16 protein-coding genes are annotated in these 14,941 nt (G+C 62.6%); 1 reads left to right on the top strand and 15 read right to left on the bottom strand.

Annotated features, from left to right (window positions below; genetic code table 11):
* Nucleotides 1-41: 41 nt before the first annotated feature.
* The 4 genes from WFP78_RS07915 to WFP78_RS07900 are packed head-to-tail and all read right to left on the bottom strand — an operon-like array spanning nt 42 to nt 5,499.
* Nucleotides 42-869 carry a universal stress protein gene (locus tag WFP78_RS07915; RefSeq protein WP_336960426.1) on the bottom strand — a complete coding sequence of 276 codons (828 nt, stop codon included), beginning with the start codon at nt 867-869 and terminating at the stop codon, nt 42-44.
* 53 nt (nt 870-922) lie between these two features.
* A complete protein-coding gene (locus WFP78_RS07910; RefSeq protein ID WP_092958560.1) occupies nt 923-1,891 on the bottom strand; it encodes a calcium/sodium antiporter in 969 nt (322 codons plus the stop codon).
* 6 nt (nt 1,892-1,897) lie between these two features.
* Nucleotides 1,898-2,797: a universal stress protein gene (locus WFP78_RS07905; RefSeq protein ID WP_065846070.1), complete on the bottom strand. Its 900-nt coding sequence runs from the start codon at nt 2,795-2,797 to the stop codon at nt 1,898-1,900.
* An 11-nt stretch (nt 2,798-2,808) separates the two neighbouring features.
* Entirely contained in the window at nt 2,809-5,499 is a 2,691-nt protein-coding gene (locus WFP78_RS07900) for an HAD-IC family P-type ATPase (protein WP_336960719.1), read from the bottom strand.
* Between the two features lie 502 nt (nt 5,500-6,001).
* Here WFP78_RS07900 and WFP78_RS07895 point away from each other — a divergent pair.
* On the top strand, nt 6,002-6,277 hold the full coding sequence (locus tag WFP78_RS07895; protein WP_092958568.1) for an HU family DNA-binding protein: 276 nt from the start codon (nt 6,002-6,004) through the stop codon (nt 6,275-6,277).
* A 22-nt stretch (nt 6,278-6,299) separates the two neighbouring features.
* On the opposite strand, the gene WFP78_RS07890 is transcribed toward WFP78_RS07895, so the two are convergent.
* From WFP78_RS07890 to WFP78_RS07845, 11 genes are all read right to left on the bottom strand, one after another.
* Nucleotides 6,300-6,875 (bottom strand): replication-relaxation family protein, encoded by a 576-nt coding sequence (locus WFP78_RS07890; protein ID WP_175485343.1) that lies wholly within the window; start codon nt 6,873-6,875, stop codon nt 6,300-6,302.
* Nucleotides 6,876-7,085: 210 nt separating this feature from the next.
* Nucleotides 7,086-7,391: a hypothetical protein gene (locus WFP78_RS07885; RefSeq protein WP_336960414.1), complete on the bottom strand. Its 306-nt coding sequence runs from the start codon at nt 7,389-7,391 to the stop codon at nt 7,086-7,088.
* Between the two features lie 31 nt (nt 7,392-7,422).
* On the bottom strand, nt 7,423-7,830 hold the full coding sequence (locus WFP78_RS07880; RefSeq protein WP_336960413.1) for a DUF4332 domain-containing protein: 408 nt from the start codon (nt 7,828-7,830) through the stop codon (nt 7,423-7,425).
* A gap of 83 nt (nt 7,831-7,913) precedes the next feature.
* On the bottom strand, nt 7,914-8,213 hold the full coding sequence (gene sciP, locus WFP78_RS07875; protein ID WP_336960411.1) for a CtrA inhibitor SciP: 300 nt from the start codon (nt 8,211-8,213) through the stop codon (nt 7,914-7,916).
* Nucleotides 8,214-8,533: 320 nt separating this feature from the next.
* Nucleotides 8,534-9,355, bottom strand: coding sequence for a universal stress protein (locus tag WFP78_RS07870; RefSeq protein ID WP_336960409.1), 822 nt, complete (start codon nt 9,353-9,355; stop codon nt 8,534-8,536).
* Between the two features lie 48 nt (nt 9,356-9,403).
* The gene (locus tag WFP78_RS07865; RefSeq protein WP_336960407.1) at nt 9,404-10,324 is read right to left on the bottom strand and encodes a ribose-phosphate pyrophosphokinase; all 921 of its coding nucleotides are present in this window, start codon (nt 10,322-10,324) and stop codon (nt 9,404-9,406) included.
* A complete protein-coding gene (locus tag WFP78_RS23525; protein ID WP_473829051.1) occupies nt 10,321-10,752 on the bottom strand; it encodes a hypothetical protein in 432 nt (143 codons plus the stop codon). The genes WFP78_RS07865 and WFP78_RS23525 overlap by 4 nt, the downstream gene beginning before the upstream one ends.
* Nucleotides 10,753-10,772: 20 nt before the next feature.
* Complete coding sequence (locus WFP78_RS23520; protein WP_473829050.1) at nt 10,773-11,891, bottom strand: thymidine phosphorylase; 1,119 nt, start codon at nt 11,889-11,891, stop codon at nt 10,773-10,775.
* Nucleotides 11,888-12,925 carry a zinc-dependent alcohol dehydrogenase family protein gene (locus WFP78_RS07855; protein WP_336960406.1) on the bottom strand — a complete coding sequence of 346 codons (1,038 nt, stop codon included), beginning with the start codon at nt 12,923-12,925 and terminating at the stop codon, nt 11,888-11,890. The genes WFP78_RS23520 and WFP78_RS07855 overlap by 4 nt, the downstream gene beginning before the upstream one ends.
* A 39-nt stretch (nt 12,926-12,964) precedes the next feature.
* Nucleotides 12,965-13,801: a universal stress protein gene (locus WFP78_RS07850; RefSeq protein WP_336960404.1), complete on the bottom strand. Its 837-nt coding sequence runs from the start codon at nt 13,799-13,801 to the stop codon at nt 12,965-12,967.
* 92 nt (nt 13,802-13,893) lie between these two features.
* Nucleotides 13,894-14,913, bottom strand: coding sequence for a zinc-dependent alcohol dehydrogenase family protein (locus tag WFP78_RS07845; protein WP_336960402.1), 1,020 nt, complete (start codon nt 14,911-14,913; stop codon nt 13,894-13,896).
* Nucleotides 14,914-14,941 lie beyond the last annotated feature (28 nt).

Below are 14,941 nucleotides of genomic sequence, written 5' to 3'. Positions count from 1 at the left end.
GCTCCCTCCTTTGCCAGATGAAGTTTCGTCCCCCCGCGCCCTCAGCGCGACATCAGGACGGGAAGGCCGACGTCGTCGATCAGATCGCGCGTGACGCCGCCCAGCAGGATGTCGCGCACCCGCGAATGGGCGAAGGCGCCGATGGCGAGAAGATTCGCCCCGGTATCTCTCGCGAAGTCCTGAAGAGCCACGGAGATGCGCCGGCCGGCTGAAGCGATCACATGAACGTCGACCTTGAATCCATGGCGCGCAAGGTGGCGGGCAATATCCGAGCCGGGTGCGGGTCCGTGGCCTTCCGCGGTGGGTTCCGGATCCACGCAGACGACGTCGATGACGGCGCCCGGATCTGCGACATCGATAAGATCCCGCGCGGCGCGGCGCGCTTCACTCGATGCATCCCAGCCCAGAACGGCGCGTTCCACGCGCTCCAGCTTTGCATTGTCGGGCAGGACCAGGACGGGTCCACCCGATCCGGTAACGGCCGCCTGCAGGCTCCGGCGGCGCAGTTTCTGGTTTTCGAAGGCGGAAGCACCGCCAATGAGCAGAAGATCGGCATAGCGCCCTTCAACACGTGAGGCTCCGCCGAGATAGGCAAGGGCGTCGGCGACCGGACGGATCTCGACCGGGATCGGCGCGCCTTCCACCGCGGCCTTCACCGTTTCCGTGCGGCGCTTCGCCTCATCATCGATGCGATCCAGGATCACCGGATAATAATCGAAAGGCGGCAGCACGGCGGCATTGTCGAAGATATCCATCATCAAGGATATTGCGAGGTGCGCGTCCTGGGCGGCGGCGAAGGCCGTGGCGTGCTTGATGAAACCGCGGGCGGCCTCCCCATTGTCCACGATTGCGACGAGATCTTTCAGCATGTTTTCCTCCTTCTCGGTTGATCAAAATTCCCACTCGCGGGGCACGGTGGATGTCATGTGCGCTGGATGATGAGGTAGCTGAGATAGGCTGCGTAAGCACTCACGAAGAGGCCGCCCTCGAACCGCGAAATCTTGCGGCTGCTGACGAAAATCGGAATGCAGAGCAGCGCTACTCCCAGCATGACCGGTATGTCGATGCGGATGAGATGGCTGCTGACATCGATACCATCGGCCGGAATGAGGCAGGTCACCCCAAGAATCACGAGGATATTGTAGACGCTACTGCCGATCAGATTGCCGATCGCGATGTCACGCTCACCCCGGATCGTCGATATGATCGTGGTCACGAGTTCGGGTGCCGAGGTACCGATGGCAACGATCGTCAGGCCGATGAAGGCGTCCGATACATTCCAGAGACGTGCGAGATCGACAGCACCTTCGACGAGCCAGTCGGCGCCGACAACGATGATGACGAGACCAATCGCGAGCATCAGCATCTCGGTCGCCGCCTGACGGTTGGCGAGGCGCCGGGGCCCGAACTCACGGGCGAACTCCAGCTTGACCTTAAGGCTCTCTCGCCGGGCCGCGCGGATGACCGCCAGCGTGAATATCACGCCCATGGTGACGAGCACGAGGCCCTCCAGCCGCGACAGCGTGCCGTCCCAAGCAAAGGCGAGCAGCGTGGCCGCGGCAATGACGATCGCGGGGAGCTCTAGACGCAGGGTCTGCATCTGGATCGCCAGCGGTTGCAGCGCAGCGCTCAGGCCAAGGATAAGGAGGATGTTGACGGTATTGGTGCCGGCGATGTTCCCGATCGCAAGTGAGCCGTTGCCCTGAATGGCGGCCTCGATGCCGACGGCCAGCTCCGGCGTGCTCGTTCCAAGCGCAACCACGGTAAGACCGATCAGCAGGGGGGAAATGCCAAGGCGCGCTGCCAGTGCCGCGCCGCCTCTTACGAGCAGTTCGGCGCCGGCGATCAACGCGGCAAGCCCGACGCTAATCCAGACGATCGCATGAGTCATCGAAGATCAGTCTGCCTTGCGCTTGGCGGGATCGGGTACGAGAAGCACGTCGCCGGGCACCGCATCGATGATCTTGCGCGCCGTGCTGCCGATCAGGGTTTCATAGACCATGCCGCCGCCATGGGTGCCCACCACAGTGAGATGGCGCCGGGAGTTCTCGGCATAGTCCCGCAACAGCGCCTCGGGCACGCCATGTTCAATCATGTGGCTGACCTTGCGGGCGGCGTCGGGCGTGAGCCCGGCTTCGGCCAGGAACTTGTCGGCCGCGTCCTTGCCATATCCTTCGAACTGCTTTTCGACCTCTGCGCGGCCAAGATAGCCGGCAAAGGGCACGTCATAAGCGTGAAAAAGCGAGAGGCCTGTATCCGGGAAAAACCGGATGGCTGTTTCGAGCGCAACGCGGGAGGATTCCGAAAAATCCGTCGCGACGAGCATGGTGTGATAAGGTTCGAAGGCGCGGTCGCGAACAATGAGGACCGGGACAGGAGACTTGCGGATCAGCCGGTCGACCGTGTCGCCAAGAAACATCCGCGCCAGCAGTTCGTCGCGGGCGACGCCGGTGACGATCAGTTCGGCATGGGATTCCCGGGCTGCCTCGAGGACGACCTCGGCCGGCGAGCCGGTTTCGACATGGACGGCGATGTCGACGTGCGGATCCTCGCGCACCAGATCCCTGTAGATGCGGTCGCGGGCCTTGCGGACCGGGTCGGGCGGCCGCCGCCAGGACGGCAGATCGCGCAGGCTCCCGAACAGGGTCATAGTCTCAGGCGGAGCGAGTGCGTGAATGACGGTGAGTTCGGCCTGCCACGCCCTGGCGACGAGCAGGGCACGGTCGAGCGCGCGGTCGCAGCGATGGCTAAGGTCGGTGGCCAAGGCCATGCGCCTGGGGAAAGTGCCCTCGGTCATATTTCATCCTCCTAGGTATTGAGTTCCTTGAACCAGCCCAGTCGCCGCATGACGTGCTTTTCGACCTCGAGCAGGAGCATGAGGGCCACGCCGGCAATCACGAGCAGCGCAAGGTCGGCGACGGTGAGCGGCCGCGAGTGGAAGATCGCATGCATGAACGGGGCGTAGGTGAAGAGCGCCTGGCCAAGAACGAGGATCGTGATCGCGATCAGTACGGCGGGGGTTCCGATGGCGCCGCGCCAGGTCAGAGACGTTGTATGCAGATAGCGGACATTGAAGAGGTAGAAGATCTCCGCGACGATGAACATGTTGACGACCATCGTGCGCGCAACTTCGAGGCCGCGCCCCTGATCGAGCGTGTAGAAGAAGATGCCGAGCGTGACCGCGGCGAACAGCACCGACACCAGCACGACGCGCCAGAGGAGGAAGGGTGAAAGGAGAGGCGCGCCCCGCTCGCGCGGGCGGCGCTGCATCGCACCTGGCTCGGTCGGCTCGAAGGCGAGCACCAGGCCAAGGGTCGCGGCGAGGATGAGATTGACCCACAGGATCTGGGTTGCCGACATCGGCAGGGCGAAGCCCAGCAGGATCGCCAGGACGACCGCCAGCGTCTCACCGCCGTTCGTGGGGATTTCCCAGGAAATGACCTTTCTGATGTTATCGTAGACGGTCCGGCCCTCGCGCACGGCGCTGACGATCGATGCGAAATTGTCGTCGAGGAGCACCATGGAGGCGGCTTCCTTCGACGCCTCGGTCCCCTTGATGCCCATGGCTACGCCGACATCGGCCTGCTTGAGCGACGGCGCATCGTTGACGCCGTCGCCGGTCATGGCGACAATCTGGCCTTGCGCCTGCAGAGCGCGAACGATGCGAAGCTTGTGCTCTGGGCTGGTCCGGGCGAAGACCGAGACGCGGTTGACGACCCCTTCGAGGTCCCCATCCGAAAGCTTCTCGACATCCAGGCCGGTCATCACCTGCGGATCGTCGGCGAGATCGAGCTGGCGCGCGATGGCGAGTGCGGTTGCGGCATGGTCGCCGGTGATCATCTTGACGTCGATCCCGGCGGAGCGGCACTCGGCGATCGCCTCCTTCGCTTCAAGGCGCGGTGGATCGATGAAGCCGACAAGTCCGAGCAGCTGGACGCCCGCCATGACGTCGTCGAACGAGATCCGCACTGTATCCGATGGCATCTCCTTCGCGCCAAATGCGAGGACGCGCTCGCCCTCGTTTCCAGCGTCAGAGATGGCATTCTCCCAATAGCCGATGTCTTCGGGCAAGGTCATTGCGAAGAGGGCTTCGGGCGCGCCCTTGACGAAGAGGATCATCGTTCCGTCAGGTCCGCGGCAGAGCGTCGCCATGAAGCGGTGCGCGGCATCGAATGGAATTTCGTCGAGCCGTTCCCATTCGGAGCGCTCCAGTTCCGGATCGACGGCCGCCTTCATGGCCAGGGCGAACAGCGCTCCCTCCATGGGATCGCCTTCGACGCGCCATTCCTCGCCGACTTTGCGCAGCGACGCATCGTTGCACAGGAGGCCGCAGCGGATCAGCGGCATGGAAGCGGCCATGGCCTCGGCCTGGTCGCCGACGCCCGCAATCTGGATATGGCCCTCCGGGACATAGCCTGAGCCGCTGGCGAGCATGGTGCATCGCGCCGTGATGATCCGGCGGGCCGTCATTTCGTTGCGCGTCAGTGTACCCGTCTTATCCGAGCAGATCACGGACGTGGCGCCGAGTGTTTCGACGGCCGGAAGCTTGCGGATGACGGCATTGCGAGCCGCCATCCGGCGCACGCCGATGGCAAGGGTGATGGTGATGACCGCGGGCAGACCTTCCGGCACGATGCCCACGGCCAGGGCGACGACGGCGATCAGGGCATCGACCCAGTCGTAGCTCCGCACGAGGACAGCGAAAGCGAACAGCGCCACCCCCCCTGCCAGCACGAACCAGGTGAAGCGGCGGGCAAACTGGTCGATCTGCGTCAGGAGGGGCGTCGCCATCACCTCGACCGACTGGATCAGCGTGCTGATCCGTCCGATCTGCGTATGCACGCCTGTCGCCACGACGATGCCGTTCGCTTGCCCGGCGGCGACCAGAGTGCCGGAGAACGCCATATTCTGCCGGTCTGCAAGAACCGTTTCCTCGGGCAGCACCGCATCATGCTTTTCGGCCGCGACCGACTCCCCGGTCAGCAGAGCCTCGTCGATCAGGAGGCGGCGGGCGTGGAGAAGCCTGAGATCGGCCGGGACACGGTCGCCCGCTTCGATGAGAACAAGGTCGCCCGGGACGATGTCGGAAACCGGGATGGTCTGCCGGACGCCTTCCCGGATGACACTCGCTTTCGGCGCGATCATCTGCTGGATCGCTTCGAGCGCCTGTTCGGCCTTCCCTTCCTGAATATAACCGATGATCGCATTCACGATGACGACGGCCACGATGACCGCGGCATCGATCATATGGTCGAGCAGCGCGGCTGCGAGCGCGCCGGCGAGCAGGACGTAGATCAGGGTATTGTTGAACTGGGCCAGAAAGCGCAGCAGCGGATTGCGCCGGGATGCCTTGGGCAGCGTATTGGGACCGAAACGGGCAGCTTGCCGGTTGACGTCCTGAGCTGAGAGGCCGGCCAGTTCCACGTCGAGGATCCTGGCGATCTCATTGCTCGGTAACGCATGCCAGCGCATTTCTTCCAAATCGACGGGCGCCGACATCAAGCTTCCTTCAGATAGGTTCAGGCTATGGGAATTGGGCACAGGGAAGCACGGTTCGGACGTCGCTTCTTTATGTTCCTGAGCTGCGCTCCGATGCCCTCCAGTTCGATCCACAATCGGGGTCACCTAGCTGGAGAGGCCGGGTGGACCGCAATCCGGTTATATCCGTAGCGCCGTCACCGTCCTCGGCCGATAAGTAAGTTTGGATTAGACAAGTGCGTATCGTCCGCAAAGGCTATGCAACCCCTCATGAACCGCCGTCTGGCAATCCTCCGTTTGCAGGCGCATGGTGGCCGTTTGATGACGCGCCTGATCACGAATGCCACCGGCTCGATGTCAAAGCAGCCCAGGAAACCGGCTCGCTGCGCTGCGCACCGGCCCCCACGGGATGCTTCTGGATGCGAATTGGGTCGGCATGGATTTGCGAGGATGACGCGCGATGCCGGGCCCGCTAGGAGCGACCATAACTACGACCGCATTTCAACACAGGAAGGCCAAGTCCATGAACAACACTGATCTTGCCGAAAAGATCGCCGCCGAACAGGGGATCACCAAGGCTGACGCGCGCAAGATCGTCGATGCGGTGTTCGCAGGGATTGGCGAGGCTGCGGCCAAGGGCGAGGAGATTGCGCTCAACGGGTTCGGCAAGTTCAAGGTCAAGGACAGCCCCGCACGGGAAGGCCGGAACCCGGCCACTGGCGAGCCCATGACCATCAAGGCATCGCGGAAGCTTGGCTTTTCGGCCGCGAAGGCCCTGAAAGACAAACTCAACCCCTAAGCCGGCCCGGCCACTGCCCTGTTCAGCCGAAGGCGAGCGAGCCTTGCCGTTGCTGCGGAGGAGATGGCCGGACCTCACCTGCCCGGAGAAGTTTTCGAGCGGTCGGCGAAAGCGTGTAGACCGCTTGGCGTTGACCGCCTCGATTGTGGTGATCGACGCGGTAGCCCTGATAATGCCTGTGCAGGATTCCTGCACGCACGAGGTCGGATACCGCGCGGCTCACGTTCGTCTTGCCGGATGCGCGAACCCGCGTCCGAACTTCCGCATCGATTTCGCGTTCGGCGTCTGCGGGGTTCTGGGGTAGGGTTCCCGCCGCCTCCATCTCCTGGCGAACACGATTGGCCAGAGCCATCCTGCGCGGGTAGCTGCTGCCCATCGGGACGAGGGCGTCACACAACCACTCCCGGATGGGGATGGCGCTCCCACCGTCGATGACAAGCGGGCCGGCGCTGCCATTGGGCCCAGCGATCTTCGCAATCAGATCAAGGATCATGTAGGCGTAGCGAGGCCGCGAGGAGCTTTTCGAAAGCAGTTCGACGAGACCGGGCATATCGAGCGGCCTGGCATCACGATCAGATGTGAGGCGGGTCTGGAGCATGCGAGAATCATGCACAGGTAGAACGAAAAGTGAATCCCTCAACCTACGCTTTCAGACATTTGTCGGCTGTGACACTTTACCAGCGGGTAAAGTGTCACAGATGCATGTTCACGACTGAATTTCATTTCCGGCGGCCGGGTTACGCGAGGCGGGCAACCGAGACGAAGGTCAGCTAGGCTTCATGCAAGTCCAAATCGTCCAGAATTGCGATCAACGGTCAACGATAGCGCTCAGCCGATGGTGGAAGGGACGATGCGGCGTCTCGCCGCGCGAGATAGCGTGAAACATCCCACCGCCAAGGATCGGCAAGGCCCCCTCGACTTTCAGGATATCCTCGAAGCTGTGGACATCGACATGCACATGCAGTTTGCCGTCGAAATCGAAGCTGATGATCGCCCCTTCGGGGCAGGCACTTGTCAGCATATCGAGAATCTTGTTCAATTCGTCGGTAAGCAGAGTTGAACGCTGATCCGGAAGACGCTCGACACTTTGCCTCTGCACCGGACCATCGCTCATGAAACTTCCCCCTTTGCCGGCTACGAGGCATTTAGTGGCTGATAGCGGCGTCCAGCGTCTTGGCCTGGTCGATCCATTTCTGAACCTGCGATGCTGCCGGCAGAGCCCGGGTCAACTTCTTTGCCTCGTTCGCTTCCTTCATCTTGGCAGCCAGATTGTCGGCTCTGCGCAGGGCCAGTTCCTTGACTGTGTCGACCCCCGCAGCCTCGAGCAATTCCGAATACTCTTCACCGACGCCCGAAATCCGCATCAGGTCAGCCATATTGGCCCATTTGAGGAGCTGGATGGTAGAAAACCCGGTTTGCGCGGCGACGTCCTCCCTGCCTTTGCGGCTACCGCAGAACTTGAGCAGGTCATCCGTAGTCTTGATCCCCGAAGATTGCAGCCGTTCGGCATATTTCGAGCCAATACCTTCGATCTCGTCGATCTTGTACGCCATCGTCCGCTCTCCTGTTCCGGCATGGGTCGGTTTGCGCCAGAGCCATCATCCTATTCCGGCACCGCGAGATTTGTAAACGCCAATCAATACTTCTGACGGCGCTCATACAGGTCGCGATAATGCTGGATGCGTGGCACGCGCAGGCCGGGCATTCCCGATCGCCCGACCGCGCGCTGCCAGGATATGAACTCCTCCAGGGTCAGGTCATAGCGCTCGCAGGCTTCCGCGATCGTCAGCAGACCACCAGTGACCGCGGCAACGACTTCTGCCTTGCGCCGCACAACCCACCGCTTGGTATCGCGTGGCGGCAAGGATTCGAGTGTCAGTGGCTCCCCGAGCGGTCCGATGACCATTGCCGGACGGATCTTCTGGTTCTCAATCATAGCCGCAACCCAAAACCAAATCGAACGCTGCGGCTCAGCCGCCCACCGTACGGCCGCCGCTTGATGGGACAGCTTTATGGATGCGGGGTTAAAAAGAGGTGTCTGCATGCCGGCCCGGCTCGTCCTTGAACGGCGGGAATTGCGGCGTTCGCGCCTCTGAACAACCCTGCAACGATCGTATCGACGCAGGGCGGAACGGCAGCCGATACCGACCAATATGCGGCAACGCCGCCGCTCCGCGCATGACCTCACACGCAAAGTTCGCAAGCGCCAGAATGAGCCAGGCGTCTTGTCCGAGCAGCGCTACACAGACGCCGCCGTCAGTGTGAAAATAGCAGGGGGAGCGGTGCGCCACCAAGCAGGTCGCGGGTGACGCCGCCAAGGATCATCTCGCGTAGACGCGAATGTCCGTAGGCGCCAAGCGCAAGCATGGCCGCGCCGCCGTGGCGGGCGGCCGTCACGAGCGCGTCGCCCTCTGCCTCAAGGCCGCCGCGGACCGGCACTACTCTCGCCACAAAGCCGTGCCGGGCGAGATGACGGGCTATGTCGGAACCTGGCTCCGATCCGTGGCCTTTCACGGTGGGTTTCGCGTCGAGAACGAGGATGTCGATCTTGGCCCCTGGGGAAGCAAATGCCGTCGCGTCGCGCAGGGCATGCGTCGCTTCCCGAGTGGCGTTCCAACCGATCGCGACATGCTCGATCGCTTTTGCCTTGTACCCGTCCGGAACGATCAGGACGGGGCGTCCCGATGAAAACAGGATGCTCTCGGCCGTTTCGCGACGGATCGGTGGGTGATCATAGCTGTTGGCCGGCCCGAAGAGAATGACGTCAGCATAGCGGGCATAGACTGCCGTCTTGACGAAGATCACCGAGGGTTGGTCCGAAATCGTGCGAACCTCGACATTGGTGGAACCTGCGAGCGCGTCGATGCGCTGCTGCTTGGCCTCCACCGCTTCGGTGTAGTCCTGAAGGAAGGCATAGGGCCGCGCGATCGTCAGGGCGTAGTCAGCCGATGGAAGCGCCGAGAGAATAACCACGGAAAGGCTGGCGTTGTGAAACTCGGCGAAACCAAGAGCGTCACGTAAGAACTGTTCGTCCTTATCGCCGGTATCCACAACCGCGAGGACATCCTTGATGGCCATATTTTCCTCCAGCTTGTAGAAACTTTCTACCCAGCGCCACCGTTCGGTTCATTTGGGTGTATTACGTAATCGCTTCGCATCGATGGTCGCGACCTGGCCTGCCAGCGCGTTACCGAGTATCGCCGCAAGCGCGATCGCATTGCTGGAATGCGGGATGCTGTCGGTCGTCACCAGGCGGCAGCCGAGATCCCGGAGCATCGCTTCGGCATCAGATGCAAAGAGGCCATGGACCGCGAGGCAGATCGGCGCGGGGAACCCCTGCTCGCGGATTTCCCGCGCGGCGTTCGCAAGGGTATGGCCCGATGAGATGACATCATCGACGAGGACCGGCGTTCGTCCCTTCCAGGCCGAGAGGTTCGCTGCCGCAATGATGACATCGCGGTCGCCCCGGCGCGTCTTCGTAAACACCACGTGCGGCGCGCCGATATGCCCGGCGATGGCGCCCGCCCATTGTTCGCTCTCGCTGTCAGGACCGATGATGAGCGGCGCCTCGACATGATCGCGAATCCATTCCGCCAGAAGCGGTGACGCGGCGAGCGCTTCGGTTTCGATCGAATAGATCTCCTGCAGATTGCTGTACCGGTGCAGATGCGGATCAACCGTGACGAGCCCGTCAAATTCGGCGGAGAGCAGTTGGGCAAACTGGCGCGAAGTGAGTGCTTCGCCGTCGTTGAACCGGCGATCCTGCCGCAAATAGGCAAGATAGGGCGCCACGAGGTGGACGGATCGCGCATCGTTCTCGCGCAACAATCGCGCCGTGAAGAGTAACTGCAGAAACTGGTCATCGGGGTGTGCGAGCGTACACACCACCGCAACAGCGCGCCCCGCAACGGTTGAATGGAGACGAATATAGCTCTCGCCATCCGGGAAACGGCGTAATTCAAGCTTCCCGACCGCGCTTCCGATACGTTCGGCGATCGCATTGGTCATGCGCTCGTTCCCGAGCATCGGAAACAGCATCATGGTCATGGAACGATCACGATCATATCCGGATTGGAAGCGGCGTAGGTCAGGGCGTAAGCCATTTCCCCCTGCGACTGCGCATGAAGGGTCAGCAGGGGTTGACCAGCGATGATATCGTCGCCGAGGCCGACATGCAGGCGCATCCCTGCCGCCGGCACGTCCGGAGCACCGGCAAGCTTTGCCAGGCGGGCAATCCGGCGATTATCGATATGCGTAACCCGGCCACTGTGGATTGCCACGATCGGGTGTGTCAGCCTGGCGGTGGGCGGCGTTCGCATTCCGCCCTGAGCATCGCATATGCGCTGGAATTTCTGCCAGGCGCTTCCATCAGCCAGGGTGCGTTCGGCGAGCGCCCTTCCCGTCCCTGCCGCGGCCGCCTCGCCGATTTCCAGGAGGACGCCCGCAAGGATGCAGGCGCGATCGCGCAGATCCATGGGTGCGTCCGGGTCTCCCGTCAGCACGGCGATAACTTCGCGCGCCTCGAGCGCGGGGCCGATCGCCCGGCCGACCGGCTGTGTGCCGTCGGTCTGGACGCAGTAGGGACGATGCCGAAGCGCGTTGCAACGGCACTGAGCGTTGCCGCCAGCCGGTCCGCCGCGGGGGCGCTGCGGACTTTCGCGGTGGGTCCGACCGGAATGTCGAGAACGACATGGGTGGCTCCCGCCGCAATCTTCTTCGACAGGACCGATGCGATCAATTGTCCTTCGGTATCGATATCGAGCGCGCGCTCGACGCCGATGAAGATATCATCGGCAGGGCTCAGGCGGACCGCACCGCCCCAGGCGAGGCACCCGCCTTCGGAGGCTACCACGCGTTGCATTGCCTCGAGGTCAAGGTCGACCTGGGTGAGCGTCTCCATGGTATCGGCGGTACCGGCCGGGGAGGTAATCGCGCGCGACGATGTCTTGGGCATGGTGAGGCCGCAGGCAGCCGCGATGGCGACAATGATCGGCGTCGTCCGGTTACCGGGCAGACCCCCAACGCTATGCTTGTCGACGACGATCTCGCTCGGCCAGCTGAGGCGATCGCCGGCGTCGACCATGGCTTCAGTGAGGAAATAGGTTTCATCATCGTCGAGCGGGAGAGCAGCCGTCGCCGTCAGGAACGCGGCCAGATGCACATCGGTATAGCGCCCGGCAACGACGTCTTCGACAATATGGCTCAAGGCAGCGGCGTCCAGCCGATGCCCATAGATGCGCTGGCGAACGCAGGCGATCGATTCGAGTGGCGGTGCATGCCCGACTTGCAGGATGGCCCCCTCCTCGGCGCCGAGCGCCTTCCATGCCGCTTCGGAGAGACCGATTTCGTCCCCAGCGAGAAATTCGCCATCGACCTGATAAAGCGTTGCCGCAATCGGCTGGTTGCCGTTGCGGATATAGACCTGGGTATGTGCGGCAAGGCCCTCGGCATGGCAGACTGGGCTGTCGGTCCGCATCACAGCGACCAGCTCGTGGTGCGTGTGTAAGTGAAGACGGCGCGCCCGGGCGAAGGACGGCTCGATCTGCCCTAATACGCCCAAGTCCTGTAGCGCGGACTGTGCGCCGATGAGGTCGCCGCGCTGATCCTCGATCACGCGGCGATGACCACCTTCAGGGCCTGGGAAGCGGCCGCATTCGAGAATGTCTCATAGGCGGCGAGGATGTCATCAAGCGCAAAGTGATGGGTAATGAGTTGTCCAGGCTGCAATCGCTTCGCTTCGACCGTCTTGAGAAGCATCGGCGTGCTGACGGTATCGACCAGACGCGTCGTGATCGTGATATTGTGCGACCAGAGCTTCTCAAGATGCAGATCGACTTTCGTGCCGTGCACCCCAACATTGGCGATCACCCCGCCCGGCGCGACGAGCTCCTCGCACAAACTGAAGGTCGCAGGCACGCCAACCGCCTCGATCGCCGCATCGACGCCCTTGCCATCCGTCAGGTCGCGAACCAGGCGCACGACGGCATCGCGCGAGCTGTTGAACGTATGCGTGGCGCCGAACCGGCGCGCAACAGCAAGACGATTGTCGTCAAGATCGATCATGATGATGAGGGCCGGCGCATAGAACTGCGCGGTGAGCAGGGTCGCAAGACCGATCGGGCCGGCGCCCACGATCGCCACGCTGCTTCCCGGCGCGACCTTGCCGTTGAGGACGCCGCATTCATAGCCGGTGGGCAGGATATCGCTGAGCATGACGAGTGCTTCCTCATCCGCTCCGGCTGGTACCGGATGGAGGCTGTTGTCGGCATGCGGGATACGAACGAATTCAGCCTGCGTCCCATCGATGGTATTGCCCAAGGCCCATCCGCCGTCGGTGCAGTGCGAATACATGCCGCGACGGCAATATTCGCAACGCGCACAGGACGTGATGCAGGAAATGAGGACATGATCACCAGCCTTGAAGCTGCCGACCGCCGTACCGACTTCCTCGACGATCCCGACGCCCTCATGGCCAAGAACTCGGCCCGGTTCACAAGTGGGGACATCGCCCTTGAGGATATGCAGATCGGTGCCGCAAATCGTCGTTTTCGTGATCCGTACAATCGCGTCGGTCGGGGCCTGAATCTCGGGCCTGGGGCGTTCGTCGAGGCTTTTCCGACCAGGACCGTGATAAACCAGAGCTTTCATGACATCCTCCGTTCGCAATCATTCGGTCGCACCCAGTCATCAATGCACGAAGACGATCGGTAATCGCTGGTGCGCGATCAGTTCGCGGGTCACCCCGCCCAGGATGAATTCCAAGGCTCGCGAACGCCCATAGCCCCCGATGACGAGCACGTCGGCGCGGCTCTCAAAGGCAAAAAGTTGCAGAGCAGCTGACGTCCCGTGCTCCGCTGAACCAATGGTCTGAACGAGGGCATTATGGCCATGGCGAGTGATATGGCGGGCGATCCGAGTTCCCGGTGCGGGCTGGTCGGATTTATCGCCGTCGAGCGAGTCTACCACGACAACATCGATCGTCGCGCCGGGCTCAACCAGGTCGAGGACCGTCCGCGCAGCCCGAAAGGCTTCAAGCGACGCATTCCATCCAAGTGCAGCATGGGTGATGGGCACCGGTCTCCAGTTTGCCGGCATCACCATTGTCGGTACGCCCGCGAACATGAGCGCCTCGGTGATATGGCGACGCAGGCCATCGCTCTGCCAGCCGCCTGTTCCGGGGACGAGGGCGATATCTGCATATTGCCCTTCCGCCTTGGCAAGCCCGGGAAGAAGGCCGGGTGCTTCGAACAGCGCATGGACCTCGACGTGAACCGGCGCGCCTGCGACACGCTTGCGAACCGCCGCGACATGCTCTTTGCGCTGGGCCTCCGACGCCTCCATCGCTTCGGCATATGCCATCGGATCGACTGCTGCCGCCCAGGCGAGATTTTCGGTCACGACGACGATCGCGAGCGTTGCGTCATAAAGACCCGCGTAAGCGACCGCCTGATCGACCCCAGTCAGCGATGCAGGTGTGCCATCGACGACGGCGAGTACGTCCTTGATCGATATGTTCTTGCTCATGACCGCATCATGGTTCCGAATGATCGGCCCCGCACTCCGTAACATTACCATGAGCCGCCGAGACTCCGAACAGGTCATGAATCATGCGAACATCATTCCTGGCGTTGATAATTTCCCGGCTCTCCGGAAAGGAGAACAGCCGCGCCGGTCAACGCTCCGGCGCGAAGGCGCTCAAGGGCAATGTTGGCGTCAACGAGGGGGAAGGTTGTCGTGACCGCCCTGACCCGAGCCTCTTGGGCGACTTCGAAAAAGCTCGTCCCATCGTCGCGGGTGAGATTTGCAACCGAGGCGACCGTGCGTTCGCCCCAGAGATCGGCATAGGGGAATGCGGGGATGTCGCTCATGTGGATGCCGGCACAGATGACCCGCCCTCCCTTGCGGATAGCGCGAAGCGCGACAGGGACCAGCGTGCCGACCGGCGCAAAGAGGATCGCGGCATCGAGCCTCACAGGGGCTGGCTCGTCCGATGATCCGGCCCACACACAGCCAAGCGACCGCGCAAAGTCCTGGCCCTCGCGATCGCCCGCTTTGGTGAAGGCGTAAACCTCCCTGCCCTGCCAGATGGCGATCTGCGCGATGATATGCGCCGCGGCGCCAAAGCCATAGAGTCCAAGACACCGCCCATCGCCGGCGGCACGCAGCGAGCGCCAGCCGATCAGGCCAGCACACAGCAGCGGCGGCGCCTCTTCATCCGAATAGAGGTCGGGGATTCGGAAACAGAAATGAGCATCGGCGACAGCATGGGTCGCATAGCCGCCGTCGCGCGTGCATCCCGTAAAGCCGGGCATGTCGCACAGATTTTCACGGCCCGAGCGGCAATAGTCGCAACGCCCGCAGCTATGGCCCAACCATGGAACGCCGACCCGGTCGCCCGGCAGGAACCCGGTCACACCCTCCCCAATCGCGGCGACGATCCCGACAATCTCATGGCCCGGGATAATCGGAAGCTGGGCCGTTACTTCACCATCGACAATGTGGAGGTCAGTCCGGCACACACCGCAGGCGATCACCTTGATGAGCAGTTCCCCTGGTCCCGGATCCGGAATCGCGCGGGCGACAAGACGCAGCGGACCGCCCACCGCGCCGAGTTCCATCGCCCACATCTCCGTCATCGAAAGACGTCCTTTCGGGATATAATTA

Source organism: Sphingobium aquiterrae (assembly GCF_037154135.1).
Lineage (GTDB): Bacteria > Pseudomonadota > Alphaproteobacteria > Sphingomonadales > Sphingomonadaceae > Sphingobium > Sphingobium aquiterrae.
Note: the sequence above shows the minus strand (reverse complement) of the source record. Positions and strands in the feature narration are given on the sequence as shown.